Raw genomic sequence first — 17,119 nt, forward strand, 5'->3', positions numbered from 1 at the left:
CCCGCCCCGCCCCGGCCGCCCCCCGCGCCCGGGGCGGCGGCGTCGGAGGGGGTTCCGTTCCGGGCGGTCAGGCGTCGAAGTCGTACTCCAGGACGTAGGAGGCGGCGTCCAGGGTCATCTCGTTCAGCTCGACGACCTGGCCCTCGTCGGCGAAGGCGGTGCGGCAGATCAGGATGACGGGGGTGCCGGCCGAGAGGTCCAGGCGGGCCGCCTCGTCGGCGCTGGGCATCCGGGAGCGGACCTCCTCGCGGAAGTGCACCGGCTTGGCGCCGATCTCGGCGAGGCGGGCGTAGGTGCCGCCCGGGCCGGTGTCCTCGCGGGTGATGGCGGTGCCCGCGACCAGGCCGGCCGGCAGGTAGGACGTGGAGAGCAGGACCGGCTTGCCGTCCAGGACGAAGCGGCGGTGCCGGACGCACATCGGCTCGCCCGGGTCGACGCCGAGCACCCGGGCGACGTGCTCAGGCGCGCCCTGCTCGGTGACCGCGACCTGGTCGACGACCAGGCTGCGGTGGGCGGTGTCGGCCGACCATATCGAGCGGCCCGAGCCCCACTGGCCCTGGGCGAGCCGCTGGATCCCGCGCCGGCGCAGCGGCCGGAAGTCGCGGACGAAGACGCCCGCCCCGCGGCGGGCCTCGGCGATGCCCTCGCTCTGCAGCACGCCGAGCGCCTGGCGGGCGGTCATCCGGGCCACGCCGTAGGTGTCCATCAGGTCGTTCTCGCCGGGGAGCCGGTCGCCCGCGCGGTACTCGCCGGCGTCGATGGCCGCCTTCAGGGTGTCGGCGATCCGTTGGTACTTGGGCTGCTTCTCGCCGCTACTGCTGCCGACCATCGCCTTCTCCCTCGTCCTTCGCTGGAAATCGTAGGCGCGCCTTCGGTCTGCGGTAAGCCGATAGGACCGGTTCGACCGTTGACATCTCTAGAGATATTAGCTTCTCTAGAGATGCTGGGTAGTCGCCGAGCAGAGCCGAACCAAGCCAAGCCACGACAGCGACCAGGGCCGGCCACCACCGTCGCCGCGCCCGCACCGGAGCAGCAAGGAGCAGCGCGGTGAGCATCCGAAAGCGCGCCGCCGCGGCCTACCGGCCGCGCGTGGGGGAACCCGTCCTCGACACCAGGACCGGACGCACCGGCATCTACATGGACACCATCGGTGGGGAGCACTACCTCCGCCCGCCCGAGGGCGGCCGCGAGTGGACCGCCCGCCCCGAGCACCTGGCCCCCGCGGCCCCGGCCGGCGGGGGCGCCCCGGAGGCCGACCCGGCGGAGCGGAGCGGGCCGGGCGGCCGCGCCGACCCGGGGCCCGCCGCCCCCGCCCACGCGGCCTGAGACAGGCCCGCGGGGCAACCCCACCGGTGAATTCCGGCCACCGGACCCGTCCCGGACGTGCGAGTGCCCCGCACCGCCGGGACGGCGGGGTGCGGGGCACTCGGGTGCTGTGTGGGGCTACGGGTGACCGGCGATGACTCCGGCGGAGGCGCCGGTGGCCGTCACGAGGTAGCCGGTGGTCACCACGATCGTCGAGACGGCGACGACCGTGAGGCGACGAAGCCTGTTCAAGCGTTCCCCCCTGGAACCGCTGATGGGACGGATTACGGGTGGCTGGAGATGACGCCCTGCGGCTCACGACGGGTGCCGGGCTCGTCGACGGCCGGGGTGCCCTGCTCCAGCAGGTACTCACCCTCGTCGCCGAAGAGGTCGTCCTCCAGGTCGGTCTTGCGGTCGGCGGAGGGCTCGGCGTACTCGGTCTGCTCCGAGGTCGCGGCGACCGCGCCCTCGACGGCCTGGCCGGCCTCCGCGGTAACGGCGTCGTCGGCCGGCACGGGGGTCTCGCTCTGGTCGTTGGCCATACGTGGGCCGCCTTTCGGTCACAGGTGTCTTCCGCCCCACCGACTTGGCGCGGGCTCGGGGTCAGTATCGTAGGGTTGATTAAATGTCCGATAAACATCGTGCGGCTGACCGTGCCGTCCGGCAGAGTCGGCCCCCCGCCTAAGCTGAGGCCACCACACAAGGGCGGAACCGCCGAGCGCCCTACCGGGAAATCGACACCAGGCCATCGGGGGACCACATGGAGTTGCGGGAAACGCCGCCTGCACCGGCGCTGCGATTCCAGGTACTCGGTCCGGTCCAGGCCTGGCTCGACGGCAGGCAGCTCGCCCTCGGCTCCCCGCAGCAGCAGGCCGTCCTGACGATGCTCCTGCTGCACGCCGGACGCCCCGTCACCACCCAGGACCTCGTCGACGGCCTCTGGGGCGACCGGCCGCCCACCCAGGCCGTCGCGGCGCTGCGCACCTACGTCTCCCGGCTGCGCACGGTGATCGAGCCCCGCCGCGAGGTGCGGCGGCCCGCCGAGTTCCTCGTCTCCGTCGCCGACGGCTACGCGCTGCACATCCCGGCCGAGGCCCTCGACATGACGGTCTTCGAGCACCTCGCCGCCGAGGCCGCGACCGCCCGCAACGCCGGGGACCTCGACAACGCCCACCAGCTGCTGGTCCGCTCGCTCGCGCTGTTCGCCGGCCGCCCGCTCACCGGCGTTCCCGGCCCGTACGCGGACGCCCAACGGCAGCGGCTGGGCGAGCGGCAGGTCTCGGTCGCCGAGGACCGCTGCGCGCTCGCCCTGGACATCGGCCTGCACGCCGAGGTGGTCGGCGAGTTGAACTCGCTCACCGCCGAGCACCCGCTGCGCGAGCGGCTGCGCGAACTGCTGATGCTGGCGCTGTACCGCTGCGGCCGGCAGGCGGAGGCGCTCGGCGTCTACACCGACACCCGCAAGCTGCTGATCGACGAGCTGGGCGTCGAACCGGGCGCCGGGCTGTCCACCATGCACTCCCGGATCCTGGCCGCGGACCCGGCGCTGACCCTGCCGGCCGTGCCCGCGCCGCCGGCCGCCGCCCGCGAGGAGGGGCCCGCCGCCCCGCCGGCGCCCGCCCAGCTCCCGGCCGACGTCTCGGACTTCAGCGGCCGTGCGGAGATGGTCTCCGATCTCTCGGCCGTACTGATGAACGCCACCGGCCAGGCCGTCGTCGTCACCTCGCTGGCGGGCATCGGCGGCGTCGGCAAGACCACGCTCGCCGTGCACGTCGCCCATCGGGTGCGCGCGGAGTTCCCGGACGGGCAGCTGTACGTCGACCTGCGCGGCGCGGGCGCCTCGCCCGCCGACCCGGCCGTGGTCCTCGGCGACTTCCTGCACTCCCTCGGCGTCACGGAGAACCCGGACTCGCTGGAACAGCGCGCCGCCCTCTACCGCTCGCTGCTCGCCAGCCGGCGGATGCTGATCCTGCTCGACAACGCCCAGGACTCCGAGCAGATCCGGCCCCTGATCCCGGGAGTCTCCGGCTGCGCGGTGCTCGCCACCAGCCGCTCCCGGCTGGCCGGCATCCCCGGCGCGCACCTGGTGGACGTCGAGGAGCTGACGCCGGAGGAGGCGCTGGCGCTGTTCTCCGCGATCGTCGGCGAGCAGCGCGTCGCCGCCGAACCGGAGGCGGCCATGGCGGTGGTGACCGCCTGCGGCTTCCTGCCGCTCGCCGTCCGGATCGCCGCGGCCCGGCTCGCCAGCCGTCCCCGGTGGAGCGTCTCGGACCTCGCCCGCCGCTTAGCCGATCAGCGCCGGCGCCTGGACGAGCTCCAACTCGGCAACCTCGCCGTGGAGACCACCATCGGGCTCGGCTACGGACAGCTCTCCCCCGCCGAGGCCCGGGCCTTTCGCCTGCTCTCGGTCGTGGACTCGCCGGACCTGCCGCTGCCGGCGGTGGCGGCGCTGCTCGGAACCGACGAGGCCGAGGCCGAGGACCTCGCCGAGGCGCTCGTCGAGGCCAACATGCTGGAGACCTTCTCCCCCGGCCGCTACCGGTACCACGACCTGCTCCGGCTCTACGCGCAGCGGCAGAACGAGCGGTCCGGGGACGACGCGGAACAGCAGGCGGCGGTGCTCCGGCTGCTCGACCTCCTGCTCGCCACGGTCCGGAACGCGGCCCGGGCCATCGAGCCCGACGACCAGCTGCCCGAGCCGCTCAACGTGCCCGGCTCCGCCGGCATCGCGCTGATCACCAACGCGTTCGCCCGGGAGTGGCTCCGGACCGAAACCGCGCTGCTGCTCAGCTCGGTCGAGGCCGCGGTTCAGGGCCCGGGCCTGTTGCTGCGGCCCGCCGTCGACCTGCTGATCATCCTCGGCAGCCTGGTGGAGGACCCGACCCACGGAATGCGCGTGCGCCGCATGCTGGAAGCGGCGGAGCACAACGCCGGACGGTACGGGGACCCGGCGGCGCTCGCCCGGGTCCACTTCGTCTTCGGGACACTGCAGTCGATCACCAACGACTTCCAGGGTGCCGAGCAGTCGCTCCGCAAGAGCCTCGGGCTCCAGGACGCGGACGACATGACCGTCCTGCAGTCCATGGCGGCCAACGACCTCGGCATCGTCCTGAGCCTGGCGAACCGCCCCGGCGAGGCGCTGCCGTTCTTCGAGCAGGCCCTCGCCATCAGTCGGGTGGTGGGCGCGCCGATCGGCGAGGCACGGCTGCTCGGCAACATGGCCCGGGCCCAACTCGGCCTGGGCATGGTCGAGACGGCCGTCCGCTCGGTCACCGAGGCGGTCGCCACCGCGCGCGCCTCGAAGAACGGCCCCTGTCTGGCCGACACCCTGTACCAGCTCGGCGTGGTGCTCTCCTCCGCCGACAATCCCGCGACCGCCGCCGAGCACCTGCGCGAGTCCCACCGGCTCTACCAGTCGCAGCAGAACCGGCTGCGCGAGGGCTACACCCTCGCCCGGCTGTCCTCCGCCCTGCTCGCCGCCGGCCAGCAGGCCGAGGCGGCCGAGGCGGCGGAGGAGTCGCTGGCGATCGGCCTGGAGATGGACTCCGCCTACTGCCAGGGCCTGGCCAGTGCCGCGCTGGGCGAGGCCTTGCTCGCCCTCGCCCAGCCCGCACGCGGCCTGGCGTGTCTGCGCGGAGCGCACGCCATCTTCACGCGGCTCGGTGTGCCCGAGGCCTCCCCCGTGGCGGACCTCATCTCCCAGCAGCACACCGAGCCCCTCTCTCCCCCCGCGCCGTAAGGCCTCCGTTCCCCCGTGCTCCCCCGGGAGGCCTTTCCCCCGTGAGCGTCAGGTGGTCCCGCAGCCCCCCGGCTGCGGGACCACCTTCAACGCTTCCCCGGCGCTGGACTCCACTGTGCACCGACCGGATTGACGTTCAATAAACGCCCGGTTGTCGGCCCGTCCGTCGACGAAGCAGCAGGTCGGCGAGGGTGCGGCAGCCCACCGCGCGGCGTGCGGGGCCGGACCGCACCACCCCGGGGCGCGCCCCGCGCCTCCGGGCAGGGGGGCATCCTCGGCCAAGCGCCACGAGTTGGCCGGAAACGGACCCCATCGCGCAGTGATCACGCATATTCTCGGAGTCCAGTACACACACAAGTGCACTTCTCCGGTGAAGCAATCCGGAAAAGGCAGCGCGGCGGCGCTCCCGCAGTGCAGAGTGTCTCTGTGCAAAGAGTCTGTGCAAAGTGTCAGCGTGCAGTCAGCGTGGCAATGCAGTCATTGTGACGCGGGGAGCGTGACGTACCGCCACCGGCAGCGGGCCGGCGGGGCAGCGCGGACGCCGGGAGGAGACGGCGGCCCGGCCCCGCGCCTCGTCCAGCCGACCGGAGGCCCGGCCGGAAAGGTGCCTCGATCGTGACGACCGGACAGATATCGGATCCGTTCCCCGTCGGCGAGGACGCGGGTGGCGACGACGGGTCCGACGTCCTGCGCCGCCGGGCCGCGCGCGCCCTGCAAGCGGTCGCCTTCGACACCATCGGCACCGGCTACGCCGAGGCGTTCCCCTCCAAGGACGGACAGCTGGCCTGCGGGCGCCGGCTGCTGGCCGGGCTCGCGCCGGGCGCCGAGGTGCTGGACGTCGGCTGCGGCAACGGCGACCCGACCGTCCGGCAGCTGGTCGCGGCCGGGATGCGGGTCACCGGTGTGGACCTCTCGGACGTCATGCTGAACCTGGCCCGGCAGGCCGGCCACCCCGGCCCGCACCCGCCCGTCCTGCACCGCATGGACATGTTCGACCTCGCCACCGAGCGCGCCCGCTCCGCCTGGAACGCGCCCCTGCTCGGGCCCGCCGGGCGCGGCACCTTCGACGCGGTCACCGCCTTCTTCTCGCTGATCCTGCTCCCCCAGGACGAGATCCCCGTCGTGCTGGGCCGGCTGCGCGAGCTGCTGCGGCCCGGCGGACGGCTGGCGCTGGGTATGGTCGAGGCGGATCTCGATCACGTTCCCCTGCCGTTCCTCGGCCGGGAGCTGCGGATCAGCGGATACCTGCGGGAGGATCTCGAACGGGTCCTGCTGGCCGCCGGGTTCGCGGTCGAGGAGCTGGAGGGGCGTCCGTACGCTCCCGCCAGCACCTCGCTACCGCCGGAGGAGCAGCTGTTCCTCCACTGCCGGCGGACCGGCTGACGGGCCGGACCGCAGGTCCCGGCAGACCCAGGCAGACCCCGACAGACCCCAGACCGTAACGATCCCCAGGACAGGCACCCGTGCGCGACCAGCTCAATCCCGAGGCCGGAGAGCCGCCTGCCCTGCCCACCCCGCGCCGCCCGTCGTCACCCCCGGAGCAGGTCCCCGAGCGCCTCGCCTACCTCGACTCCGCGACCCGGCGGATCAACAGCGCGCTCGACCTGGCCGCCACCCTGCGCAACGTCGGCCGGGTGCTCGTCCCCGCCCTCGCCGACGCCGTCGTCGTCCACCTGCGCGACCCGCTGCCCAACGTCGAGCGCGAGCCCGGCTTCCCCGAGCAGCTGCGGATCCACCACAGCCAGGGCACCCGGCTGGGCCGGCGCGGCCGTCCGACCGGCGACGACCGCCGCGACCGCTACGGCAGCCGGTACGGCGCCCGCTCCGCCGCCGACCCCGGCCCGGCCACCCCGGTCACCCGCGGCGGCGCGCTCGCCCACACCTTGCTCAGCCGCCGCCCCGCCGAACCGGTCGTGCTCGGCGCCGCCGGGGACACCGGCAGCGCCCGCACCACCGGACTGCTGCGCGAGCTGTACGGCGCCCGCGGCCTGGCCCGGCTCAGCCCGGGGACGTCGGTGCTCGCCCTGCCGCTGCGCGGGCGCAAGACCGTGCTGGGACTGCTGGTGCTGATCCGGCGTCCGTCCGCGAAGAGCGGGCGGCCGGGCTTCGACGCCACCGACACCGCTACCGCCGCCCACCTCGCCACCCAGGCCGGGCTGGCCGTCGACACCGCGCTGCGGTACGCCCGCGAGTGGGAGATAGCCAACGAGCTCCAGCGCAGCATGCTGCCGCTGCGCCTGCCCCAGCCGCACGGCGTCCGGCTCGCCCAGCGCTACCTGCCCGGCGAGCGCGGCGCCCAGGTCGGCGGCGACTGGTACGACGCCGTGCCGCTGCCCGGCAACCGGGTGGCCCTGATCGTCGGCGACGTGATGGGCCACTCGCTGACCTCGGCCGCCATCATGGGCCAGCTGCGCACCAGCGCGCAGACCCTGGCCGCGCTCGACCTGCCGCCGCACGAGGTGCTCTACCACCTGGACGAGCAGGCCCAGCGGCTCGGCCGCGAGCAGCACCTGGCGACCTGCGTCTACGCGGTCTACGACCCGATCGCCAACCGGGTGGTGCTCGCCAACGCCGGGCACGTGCCGCCGGTGCTCGTCCAGCCGGACGGCGCGGCCGAACTGCTCGACCTGGAGGCGGGCGCGCCGATCGGCGTCGGCGGGGTCGACTTCTCCTCCGTCGAACTGCCCGCGCCGCCCGGCTCGGCCCTGCTGCTGTTCACCGACGGCCTGGTGGAGACCCGCAACCGCCCGCTCAGCGACGGCCTCGAACTGCTCCGCGCCCGGCTCGCCGGAGCCCACCGCCATTCGCCCGAGCACCTCTGCCAGGAGGCGCTGCGCATCCTGCCGCCCGGCGACCGGGGCGACGACATCGCGCTGCTGGCCGCCTGCTTCGACGGCATCCCGGCCGGGGACGTCGCCCACTGGTACCTCCAGCCGCGCAACGAGACGCCGGGACGGGCGCGCCGGCTGGCCGCGCACACGCTGCGCCGCTGGGGTCTGGAGGAGCTGACCGAGGCGACCGAACTGATGGTCAGCGAGCTGGTCACCAACGCCGTCCAGCACGCCACCCGCCCGGTGACGCTGAGCCTGGTCCGCACCACCCGGCTGCGCTGCGAGGTCGGCGACGACAGCCCGCTGCTGCCCCGGCCGCGCCGGGCCGGACCGGAGGACGAGCGCGGGCGGGGGCTGCAGATAGTGGCCCGCTGCGCCGAGCGCTGGGGCGCGACCCGGCTGGGCACCGGCAAGGTGGTCTGGTTCGAGCAGCGCCTGCCGTGACGGGGGCCGCCCCGGCGCAGCACGCCGGGGCGGCCCCTCGGTCCGTCAGACCCGCTCGGGCACCTTCGCCTCGGGGGCGGCGCCGCTCGCGGCGGGCTCCAGCCGGGCCATCAGCCGCTCGCCCTCCATGTCCACCCGGGGCACCACCTTGTCCAGGCTCTTCGGGAACCACCAGGCGGCCCGGCCGAACAGCGTCATCGCGGCCGGCACCAGGGCCATCCGCACCACGAAGGCGTCCACCAGCACACCCACCGCGAGCGCGAAGCCGATCGGCTGGACGATCGGGTCGTGGCCGAAGACGAACGAGCCGAAGACCGCGATCATGATCAGCGCCGCCGCGGTGACCACCCGGGCGCCGCCCCGCACCCCGGCCACCACCGCGTCCCGCGGTGTCATGCCGTGCGCATGGTGCTCCTTCATCCCGGAGACCAGGAACAGCTCGTAGTCCATCGCCAGCCCGAACAGCACGCCGATCAGCAGGATCGGCAGGAAGCTGACCACCGGGCCGACCTTCGGCACGTCGATCAGGCCGTCCAGCCAGCCCCACTGGTAGACCGCGACGACGGCGCCGAGCGAGGCGGTGATGGAGAGCAGGAAGCCCGCCACCGCCTTCAGCGGCACCAGGACCGAGCGGAAGGCCAGCGCCAGCAGCACCAGCGCGATGCCCGTGATCACCGCGACGAACGGCGGCAGCGCGTCGGCGAGCTTGGCGGAGACGTCGATGTTGGCGGCGGTGGTGCCGGTGACGTCGATCCGCGCGCCGGTCCCGGCCTGGACCGCGTCGCGCTGGTCGCGGATGTCGGTGACCAGCTGCCGGGTGTCGGCGTGGTCCGGGCCGGTCTTCGGGATGACCGGGACGAGCGCGGTGCCGCTCGGGGAGTCGACCTGCGGCGGGAGCAGCGTCTGCACACCGGGCAGGGCGGCGAGCCGGCCCGCCACGTCCTGCACCGCCTGCTCCGGGTGCTCGGCGCCGGCGGCGTCGACGACGACCACCAGCGGGGCGTTGAAGCCGGGGCCGAAGCCGCGGTCGACCAGGTCGTAGGCGGTGCGGGCGCCGGTGCCCTCGGCCTGCGAGCCGCCGCCGGGCAGGCCGAGGGTGAGGCTCGCGGCGGGCACGGCGAGCGCGACCAGCGCGGTGAGGCCGGCCAGCAGGACGGCGAGCGGACGGCGCACCACGAAGCCCGCCCAGCGCTCGCCGAGCGTCGTGCGCCCGGTGGTCCGCAGCGCGCGCCGCCAGACCGGCAGACGGTCGATGGCACGGCCTGCGAAGCCGAGCAGGGCGGGCAGCAGGGTGATCGCGACGAGCACCGCGACGACCACGGCGCCCGAGGCGGCCAGGCCCATCACGGTCAGGAACGGCACCCCGGCGACGGCCAGGCCGGCCAGCGCGGCGACGACGGTGAGGCCGGCGAAGACCACGGCGCTGCCGGCGGTCGCGTTGGCCCGGGCCGCGGCCTCCTCCGGCTCCAGGCCTTCGGTGAGGTGGCGGCGGTGCCGGGAGACGATGAACAGGGCGTAGTCGATGCCGACCGCCAGGCCGACCATCAGCGCCAGCACCGGCGCGGTGGAGATGATCTCGAACGAGCCCGCCACCGTGAACACCCCGGCCATCGCGACACCGACCCCGATCAGGGCGGTGACCAGCGGGAGCCCGGCCGCGACCAGCGAGCCCAGGGTGACCATCAGGACCACCCCGGCCACGATCAGGCCGATCACCTCGCCGCCCTCGACCTGCGCCATCTCGTTGTAGGCGTCGCCGCCGAAGGCGACCGTGACCCCGGCCGCGCGGGCCGGGTCCGCCGCCGCCTCGACGGCGTCGCGCTGCTGCGCGGTGATGTCGCCGAGTTCGCGGTCGAAGGAGACCAGGCCCAGCGCGATCCTGCCGTCCGGGGAGACGGCGCCGGTGGCGTACGGGTCGGGGATGCCGGCGACGCCGGGGACGGCGGCGATCCGGGCGACCGCCTCGCCGACCGCCTCGGCGGTGCCGGGGGCGGCGATGCCGCCGGGCGCCTCGGTGGCGAAGACCACCTGGGCGGAGCCGTGGCCCTGCTCGGGGAAGGCGCCCTTGATCCGGTCCAGGGTGTCCTGGGCCTCGGTACCGGGGACCTTGAACTCCTCGGAGGTCGCTCCTCCGAAGGCCGTCGCCGCACCGCCGACGGCGATCAGCAGCGCCAGCCAGACGGCGAGCACGGTGCGCCTGCGGCGGAAGCAGAGGCGTCCCAGGCGGTACAGGTACGTGGCCATGCGTGCACCTTCGGTCGGTCGTTCGGGACGTGATCGGGATTGCCCGGGACGTGCCCGGAAGGCCGTTCGGGCAGGTCGTGCCGACGGACGGCGCGGGCACCGGACCCGGTCGCCCGCACCACCGTACGCGCAACTTGTTCACGTGACAAAGTCGGATGACGAGAGCATGTGACCCGATCGTCCGATCCAGTTGTCCGAACATGGCGATACCCTGGCCCAATGGCTCATGTCCCGGCCGCCGAACGGCGCCCCCAACTCATCCAGGCCGCCATCGACCTGATGGCCCGCGAGGGCGTGGCCGCCGGCAGCACCCGCGCCATCGCGGCCGAACTGGGCGTGGCGCAGGCGACGGTGCACTACACCTTCGGCACCAAGAAGGACCTCTACCGGGCCGTCGTCGAGCAGCTGACCGCCGAATTCATCGGCCAGGTACGGGCGGCCGCGCCGGATGACGGGCCGTTCGGCGAGCAGGTCCGCACGATGGTCCACGCCCTGTGGGACAGCGCCGTCGGCGAGCGCGGCAAGTGCGCGCTGATCACCGAGTTCTCCGCGATGGCGCTGCGCGACCCGGACCTCCAGGAGATCATGCGGGCGCTCCAGCACGAGATCGAGGCCACCGCCGCCGAACTCCTCACCGGGCTCGCCGCCGCCCACGGGCAGCCGCTGCCGCTGCCCGCGCAGGAGGTCTCGGTCTACTTCCTGGCCGGCTTCAACGGGCTGACCGACCGCTACCTGGTCCTCAAGGCCGCCGGCGAGGACCCCGAGGAGGAGTCCCGCCGGGCGCTCGACCTGCTGGTCGCCACCACGGTCGGACTCTGCCTCGGCACGCCCGCCGCAGGCTAGCGGGCCCTACGGCTCGACGATCCGCACCGGCAGCCCGGCCAGCACCTCGCGCAACGAGGCGGCGAAGCGGTCGTACTCGCCACTGCGGGCCGAGCCCGGCCGGGTGGCGAGGCCGATCCGGCGCCCCGGCGCGGGCGCGGCGAAGCGGACGGCGGCCAGCCGGTCGGCGCGGCCCGCCTCGACGTCCAGCGCGGTGGCGGGCAGCAGGGTCACCCCGAGGCCGCCGGCCACCAGCTGCACCAGGGTGGACAGGCCGGCCGCCCGGGTGGTGGAGCCGGCCGGGTCGGCGCCGACCTCCCGGCAGATGTCGAGGGCCTGGTCGCGCAGGCAGTGGCCCTCCTCCAGCAGCAGCACGTCCAGGTCGAGCAGCACGTCGCGCGGCACGTCGACCCGGCCGGCCAGCTCGTGGCCGGGCGGGGCGACCAGGACGAAGTCCTCGTCGAACAGCGGGATGTCCCGGGTCGGCGCGCTGCCGCCGGCCGGCAGCGCCAGCAGCAGCACGTCCAGCCGCCCGGCGGCCAGCCCCTCCAGCAGCGAGGGCGTCCGCTCCTCGTGGACGTGCAGCTCCAGCTCCGGGTAGCGGTCACGGACCAGCCGCAGCACGGTCGGCAGCAGGTAGGGCGCGACGGTCGGGATGACGCCCAGGTGCAGCGGCCCGGTGAACGGGCGGCGGGCGGCCTCCACCTCCTCGGTGAGCGCCTGGAGGGAGGCGAGCACCCGGCGCGAGTGTTCCAGTACGCGCTCCCCCAGTGGAGTGATCATCACCCGGCGCGTCGTACGCTCGACGAGCTGCGCGCCCAGCGACTCCTCCAGCGCCGCGACCGCCCCGGAGAGCGCCGGCTGGCTGGTTCCGGTGGCCGCCGCGGCCTCCCGGAAGTGCCGGTGCTCGGCCACCGCCACGAAGGCCTTGAGCTGGGCGACCGTGGGTGTCCGGGGGCTGCGCGCAGTGGCGTTCGCCACAGTCGCCTCGGGTTTACGGGCGGGGGCCCTGCGACGGGCGGGGCGGGAGGGGGGCGTGGGGGTGTTGATAACTCTCTCCGATCAGACACATCGAGTGTAGCTATTTCCCTGATCAGTCCACGATGTGGAATGGTGGAACCCGTTCCGCAAACCGGACAAAATCCCCTCACCTCACCTCAGGAGAAGCGAACGTGCTCACGATCGGTGACCAGTTCCCGGCCTACAACCTCAAGGGCGTGGAAGGGCCGTCCGCGGACAAGCTGGAGTTCAAGGACTACTCGTCCGAGGGCCAGAACGGCTGGCGGGTCGTCTTCTTCTGGCCGATGGACTTCACCTTCGTCTGTCCGACCGAGATCGCCGCGTTCGGCAAGCTGAACGAGGAGTTCGCCGACCGCGACGCCCAGATCCTCGGCGTCTCCGGCGACTCGGAGTTCGTGCACCACGCCTGGCGCAAGGACCACAAGGACCTGAACGACCTGCCGTTCCCGATGCTGGCCGACGTCAAGCACGACCTGATGCGCGCCTGCGGCGTCGAGAACGCGGACGGCACCGCCCAGCGCGCCGTCTTCATCATCGACCCGAACAACGAGGTCCAGTTCGCCATGGTGACCGCCGGCTCCGTCGGCCGTAACCCCAAGGAGGTCCTGCGGGTGCTGGACGCCCTGCAGACCGACGAGCTGTGCCCCTGCAACTGGAACAAGGGTGACGACACCCTCGACGCCCAGGCCCTCCTGGCGGGCTGACCCATGGCCCTCGACGACCTGAAGTCCGCCCTCCCGGACTACGCCAAGGACCTCAAGCTCAACCTGGGCTCGGTCATCGGCAACTCCGACCTCCCCGCCCAGCAGCTCTGGGGCACCGTCCTCGCCTGCGCGATGGCCACTCGCAGCCCCGCGGTCCTGCGCGGGCTGGAGCCCGAGGCCAAGGCCAACCTCTCCCCGGAGGCGTACAACGCCGCCAAGGGCGCGGCCGCGATCATGGGGATGAACAACGTCTACTACCGGACGCTGCACCTGCTCTCCGACAAGGAGTACAGCAGCATGCGGGCCGGTCTGCGGATGAACATCATCGGCACTCCGGGCGTCGAGAAGATCGACTTCGAGCTCTGGTGCTTCGCGGTCTCCGCGATCAACGGCTGCGGCCAGTGCCTCGACTCGCACGAGGCCGTCCTGCGCAAGGCCGGCGTCGACCGCGAGGTCGTCCAGGCGTCGATGAAGATCGCCGCCGTTCTCCAGGCCGTCGCCGGCGTCCTCGACTCCGAGGCCGCCCTCGCGACCGTCACCGCCTGACCCGCACCACCCCTGACGGGCCCCTCGCCCGGACTCCTCCCGAGTCCCGGAGAGGGGCCCGTCCGCGTGTCCGGAACCGCGGCGCCGGGGCGGGCGTCCAAGGAGGGTGAACCATCTCCGGGGGGAGCTTGCGATGGCGGGGACGGGCCGGGTGCGCGCGTCGGCGGACGGCTGGGTGCCGGTGGCCTTCGGCCTGTGGACCGTGGTGCTCCTGGTCTGCTCGGGCTGGGTCGTGATCACCGGACTGGTGCTGGCGGTCGCGCCCGGCGGGGAGACCACCGCGGGCGACGCAGCCCGGGTCCTGCTGTTGCCACTGGTCCCGCCGGCGGCGGCGACCGCGCTGGCGCCCCTGCTGATCCGGCGGACCCCCGCACGCCACGAACCGCCCGCGGGCAGGACCGCGCTCACCGGCCTCGCGGCACTGACCGGGTGCGCGGTCTCGTTCGTCTGGCTGGCCGTCGGCGCCCCGGGGCTCTGGCCCTAGGAGCCGGTGCCGGGCCGGGCGGCGGCCTCGCGGGCGGCTTCGAGGGCGGTGAAGACCGCCTGGCCGGCCTCGTTGCGGCGGCGGAGGTGGGTGACCACGGTGTTGGTGACGGCGATCAGGGGGACGGCGACGATGGCGCCGCCGATGCCGCCGATGATCGAGCCGGCGGCCACACCGAGGACCACGCCGAGCGGGTGGACCCGGACGGCGCGGCCCAGGATCAGCGGCTGGAGGACGTGGCCCTCGATCTGCTGGACGGCGATCAGCACCACCAGCACCATCAGCGCCGTCCAGGGCGTCGTGGTGACCAGCGCGATCAGCACCGCCACCGTCCCGGTGACCAGCGCGCCGACCAGCGGGACGAAGGCGCCCAGGAAGATGATCACCGCGAGCGGCAGCGCCATCGGCACACCGAGCAACTGGATGCCGATGCCGATGCAGACCGCGTCGATGAAGGCCACGCAGACGGTGCCGCGGACGTAGGCGGTGAGCGTGGCCCAGGCCTTCGGGCCGGCGCCGGCCATCGCGTAGCGGGAGTGCCGGGGCAGACCGCGCAGCGCCCAGTTCCAGATCCGCTCGCCGTCGTAGAGGAAGAAGAAGGTGGTGAAGAAGGCGAGCAGGACGGCGGTCAGCACCTCGACGGCGATCTGCGCGCCGGTGAGGCTGGCCGAGGTGATCTGCTCGGTGTTGGTGCTGATCGCCTTGGTGATCTGGTTGGCGAAGTCGGTGATCTGCTGCTCGGTCAGGTGCAGCGGCCCGGTGATCAGCCAGTCCCGCAACTGGTCGACACCGGCCTTGACCTTGCTGGTGACGGTCTCCAGGTTGGTGGTCACCTGCCAGACCACGAACCAGCCGACCAGCCCGATGCCGGCCAGGCCGCTCATGAACACCCCGCCGGCCGCCAGTGAGCGCGGGACGCCGTGGCGGCGCAGCCAGGAGACGGTGGGCTCCAGCAGCGCGGAGATCAGCAGCGAGGCGAGCACCGCGAAGGCGACCAGCCGCAGCATGTCGACGATGTAGAAGACGACGTACAGCGCGGCGCCGAGCAGCAGCAGCCGCCAGGTGGACTCGGCGGCGACCCGCAGGCCCCACGGCACCGCCTCGGCCGGGGTGGCGGGCCGGCCGAAGTGCCCGTGGGACGGGGAGGCGGAGGGAACGACGGGCGGCACGGGGCCGGGGCCGGGGTCGGGCACCGGCGCGGACGCGGGGGCCGGGACGACGGGCGGCGGGGCGGACTCGGTCCGCGGTCCCGGCAGCGGGTCGGCCGGCAGCGGGTCGGCCGGGCGTGGCCCGGCCGCGAGCGCGGGCAGCGGGTGCAGCGGCGGTTCGTGGAAGTCCGCCGCCATCGCGGCCCGCCGGCGCCGTTCGATCACGGCGGCCGCGCTCGCCACCACGGCCATGCCCTTGGCCACGGCCTTGAAGGCCTTTCCGCCCCGCGCCATGCTCGCTACCACTTCTCCCCGCCGGAGCCGCCCGGTACGGCGGCACGCCGTGGGTCCCGCCACGGCCGTCAGGAAGACGCTACCCGGACGGCGGGCGGTGAGTCCGCCCGCCGGAGCGATCCGTGCGGCTTGTTCGGGGCCGATTCCGGGGCAAAACCGCATGTCCCGGGTGGTTTCAGGCACCGGGCAGCGGGGAGGAGTCGGTCGGGAACCCGAAGCCGCCTGTCGGCGGACCGGCCGGTGCGGGGAGTTACCAGGACCCCTCCCCGTCCCCGCGTCCGCACCCGGGACCGCACCGCCCGTGGGCGCACTGGTCAGCGCAGCCCGGGCGGCGCGGCCCGCCCGTGAACGGGAAACGCCGCGGCCCCGGTCACGGCGGAAGCGTGACCGGGGCCGCGGCGGTGCTCCGGGTACCGGGGGTTCCGGCACCGGGTGCTCCTAGTACCAGTGGTGCGACTGCCAGAACGACCAGGCGCCGCAGGGGCTGCCGTAGCGGCTGTTCATGTAGTTCAGGCCCCACTTGATCTGGGTGGCCGGGTTGGTGCGCCAGTCGGCACCGGCCGAGGCCATCTTGGTGCCGGGCAGCGCCTGGACCAGGCCGTAGGCGCCGGAGCTCTTGTTGGTGGCGGTGTAGTTCCAGCCGCTCTCGCGCTTCACGATCTGGCTGAAGCACTGGAACTGTGCGTCATTGCCGACGATCTGCCGGGCCAGCTCCTGCACCGAACCGGGAGTGACCGAGACGGCGGGGGCGGAGCTGTCGGTGGCGGCCATCGCCGAGCGGGCCTTGGAGCGGTTCGCGGCGGCCTCGTCGGCCTTGCGCTTCTCCTCGGCGGCCTTCGCGGCCTTCTCCGCCTCGGCCTTGGCGGCGGCCTCGGCGGCCTCCTTGGCCGCGGCGTCGGCCTTGGCCTGGGCCTCGGCTGCGGCCTGCTGGCGGGCGGCCTCTTCGGCGGCCTTCTGCTCGGCGGCGGCCTTGGCGGCGGCGTCGGCTGCGGCCTGCTGGGCGGATGCCTGCGTGCCGATGTTGTCGCTGATGGTCTGCGCCTGGGCGCCGGAGGGGACTTCGGCAAGCAGGGTCGCGCCGGCGACGTCGACCGTCTGCGTCGTCTTGCCCTCGCTGCCCGAGGCCATGCCCACGACGGCACCGACAGCGGTGACGGCGGTGGCGGAGGCGACAGCAACTCCCCGGACCGAGATCCGAGTCACATGGATTCCTTCCAGCATCGCCCACGCGTGACCGTACGGGCGCAACATGCCCCTTGGCGCTGCCCTCCGTACGGTGCTGGTCACGGGAGGGACTGACCCGGCGTCCGGCCGCGGTGAGGCGACCGGGCGTTGTGATCGGGCGGCGTACGGCTCACGGTCTTCAATTGTGCGTCCACCGACCGGAGTTGGCGGACCGTCCGGGCCGGACTCCCGGTCTCCCGGAAGCCCTGCCATGCCGTACGCGGGGCCTGACAGAACCCTCACCATGCCGCAAGGGGCCCTGTCGACGCAATTCCCTGTTGCGTGGCGGATCTCACATTCACCGAACCGGCGTT

The 17,119-nt window shown here is 73.8% G+C and carries 14 protein-coding genes; 8 read left to right on the top strand and 6 right to left on the bottom strand.

Annotation, left to right across the window (positions count from 1 at the left end; translation table 11 throughout):
• Positions 1-67: 67 nt before the first annotated feature.
• Positions 68-829: a GntR family transcriptional regulator gene (locus ACFZBX_RS00110; RefSeq protein WP_380757601.1), complete on the bottom strand. Its 762-nt coding sequence runs from the start codon at positions 827-829 to the stop codon at positions 68-70.
• 218 nt (positions 830-1,047) lie between these two features.
• On the opposite strand from ACFZBX_RS00110, the gene ACFZBX_RS00115 reads away from it, so the two are divergent.
• Entirely contained in the window at positions 1,048-1,326 is a 279-nt protein-coding gene (locus tag ACFZBX_RS00115) for a hypothetical protein (protein WP_391530377.1), read from the top strand.
• Positions 1,327-1,589: 263 nt separating this feature from the next.
• On the opposite strand, the gene ACFZBX_RS00120 is transcribed toward ACFZBX_RS00115, so the two are convergent.
• Positions 1,590-1,847, bottom strand: a complete 258-nt coding sequence (locus ACFZBX_RS00120) for a hypothetical protein (RefSeq protein WP_391530378.1) — start codon at positions 1,845-1,847, stop codon at positions 1,590-1,592.
• A 218-nt stretch (positions 1,848-2,065) separates the two neighbouring features.
• Here ACFZBX_RS00120 and ACFZBX_RS00125 point away from each other — a divergent pair, with 218 nt between their 5' ends.
• The 3 genes from ACFZBX_RS00125 (at position 2,066) to ACFZBX_RS00135 (ending at position 8,319) form a co-directional block, all read left to right on the top strand.
• Entirely contained in the window at positions 2,066-5,044 is a 2,979-nt protein-coding gene (locus tag ACFZBX_RS00125; RefSeq protein WP_391530380.1) for a BTAD domain-containing putative transcriptional regulator, read from the top strand.
• A gap of 687 nt (positions 5,045-5,731) precedes the next feature.
• Positions 5,732-6,427, top strand: coding sequence for a class I SAM-dependent methyltransferase (locus tag ACFZBX_RS00130; protein WP_391531014.1), 696 nt, complete (start codon positions 5,732-5,734; stop codon positions 6,425-6,427).
• 80 nt (positions 6,428-6,507) lie between these two features.
• Positions 6,508-8,319, top strand: a complete 1,812-nt coding sequence (locus tag ACFZBX_RS00135) for a SpoIIE family protein phosphatase (RefSeq protein ID WP_391530382.1) — start codon at positions 6,508-6,510, stop codon at positions 8,317-8,319.
• A gap of 45 nt (positions 8,320-8,364) precedes the next feature.
• On the opposite strand, the gene ACFZBX_RS00140 is transcribed toward ACFZBX_RS00135, so the two are convergent.
• Positions 8,365-10,563 carry an MMPL family transporter gene (locus ACFZBX_RS00140; RefSeq protein WP_391530384.1) on the bottom strand — a complete coding sequence of 733 codons (2,199 nt, stop codon included), beginning with the start codon at positions 10,561-10,563 and terminating at the stop codon, positions 8,365-8,367.
• Positions 10,564-10,782: 219 nt separating this feature from the next.
• On the opposite strand from ACFZBX_RS00140, the gene ACFZBX_RS00145 reads away from it, so the two are divergent.
• A complete protein-coding gene (locus ACFZBX_RS00145) occupies positions 10,783-11,406 on the top strand; it encodes a TetR/AcrR family transcriptional regulator (RefSeq protein WP_391530385.1) in 624 nt (207 codons plus the stop codon).
• A gap of 6 nt (positions 11,407-11,412) precedes the next feature.
• On the opposite strand, the gene ACFZBX_RS00150 is transcribed toward ACFZBX_RS00145, so the two are convergent.
• Complete coding sequence (locus ACFZBX_RS00150; RefSeq protein WP_391530387.1) at positions 11,413-12,366, bottom strand: LysR substrate-binding domain-containing protein; 954 nt, start codon at positions 12,364-12,366, stop codon at positions 11,413-11,415.
• A gap of 191 nt (positions 12,367-12,557) precedes the next feature.
• Between ACFZBX_RS00150 and ACFZBX_RS00155 the strand changes: the two genes are divergently transcribed.
• From ACFZBX_RS00155 to ACFZBX_RS00165, 3 genes are all read left to right on the top strand, one after another.
• Positions 12,558-13,109, top strand: a complete 552-nt coding sequence (locus ACFZBX_RS00155) for a peroxiredoxin (protein ID WP_344324154.1) — start codon at positions 12,558-12,560, stop codon at positions 13,107-13,109.
• 3 nt (positions 13,110-13,112) lie between these two features.
• Entirely contained in the window at positions 13,113-13,655 is a 543-nt protein-coding gene (locus ACFZBX_RS00160) for an alkyl hydroperoxide reductase (protein WP_391530388.1), read from the top strand.
• A 133-nt stretch (positions 13,656-13,788) separates the two neighbouring features.
• A complete protein-coding gene (locus ACFZBX_RS00165; protein ID WP_391530389.1) occupies positions 13,789-14,139 on the top strand; it encodes a hypothetical protein in 351 nt (116 codons plus the stop codon).
• Here the strand turns inward: ACFZBX_RS00165 and ACFZBX_RS00170 are convergent.
• Positions 14,136-15,581, bottom strand: coding sequence for an AI-2E family transporter (locus ACFZBX_RS00170; protein WP_391530390.1), 1,446 nt, complete (start codon positions 15,579-15,581; stop codon positions 14,136-14,138). The two genes, ACFZBX_RS00165 and ACFZBX_RS00170, sit on opposite strands and share 4 nt — an antisense overlap.
• A gap of 438 nt (positions 15,582-16,019) precedes the next feature.
• Positions 16,020-16,784 (bottom strand): transglycosylase SLT domain-containing protein, encoded by a 765-nt coding sequence (locus tag ACFZBX_RS00175; protein ID WP_391530391.1) that lies wholly within the window; start codon positions 16,782-16,784, stop codon positions 16,020-16,022.
• Positions 16,785-17,119: the final 335 nt, after the last annotated feature.

Origin of the sequence: Kitasatospora sp. NPDC008115 (assembly GCF_042957205.1) — a bacterium.
Classification (GTDB): domain Bacteria; phylum Actinomycetota; class Actinomycetes; order Streptomycetales; family Streptomycetaceae; genus Kitasatospora.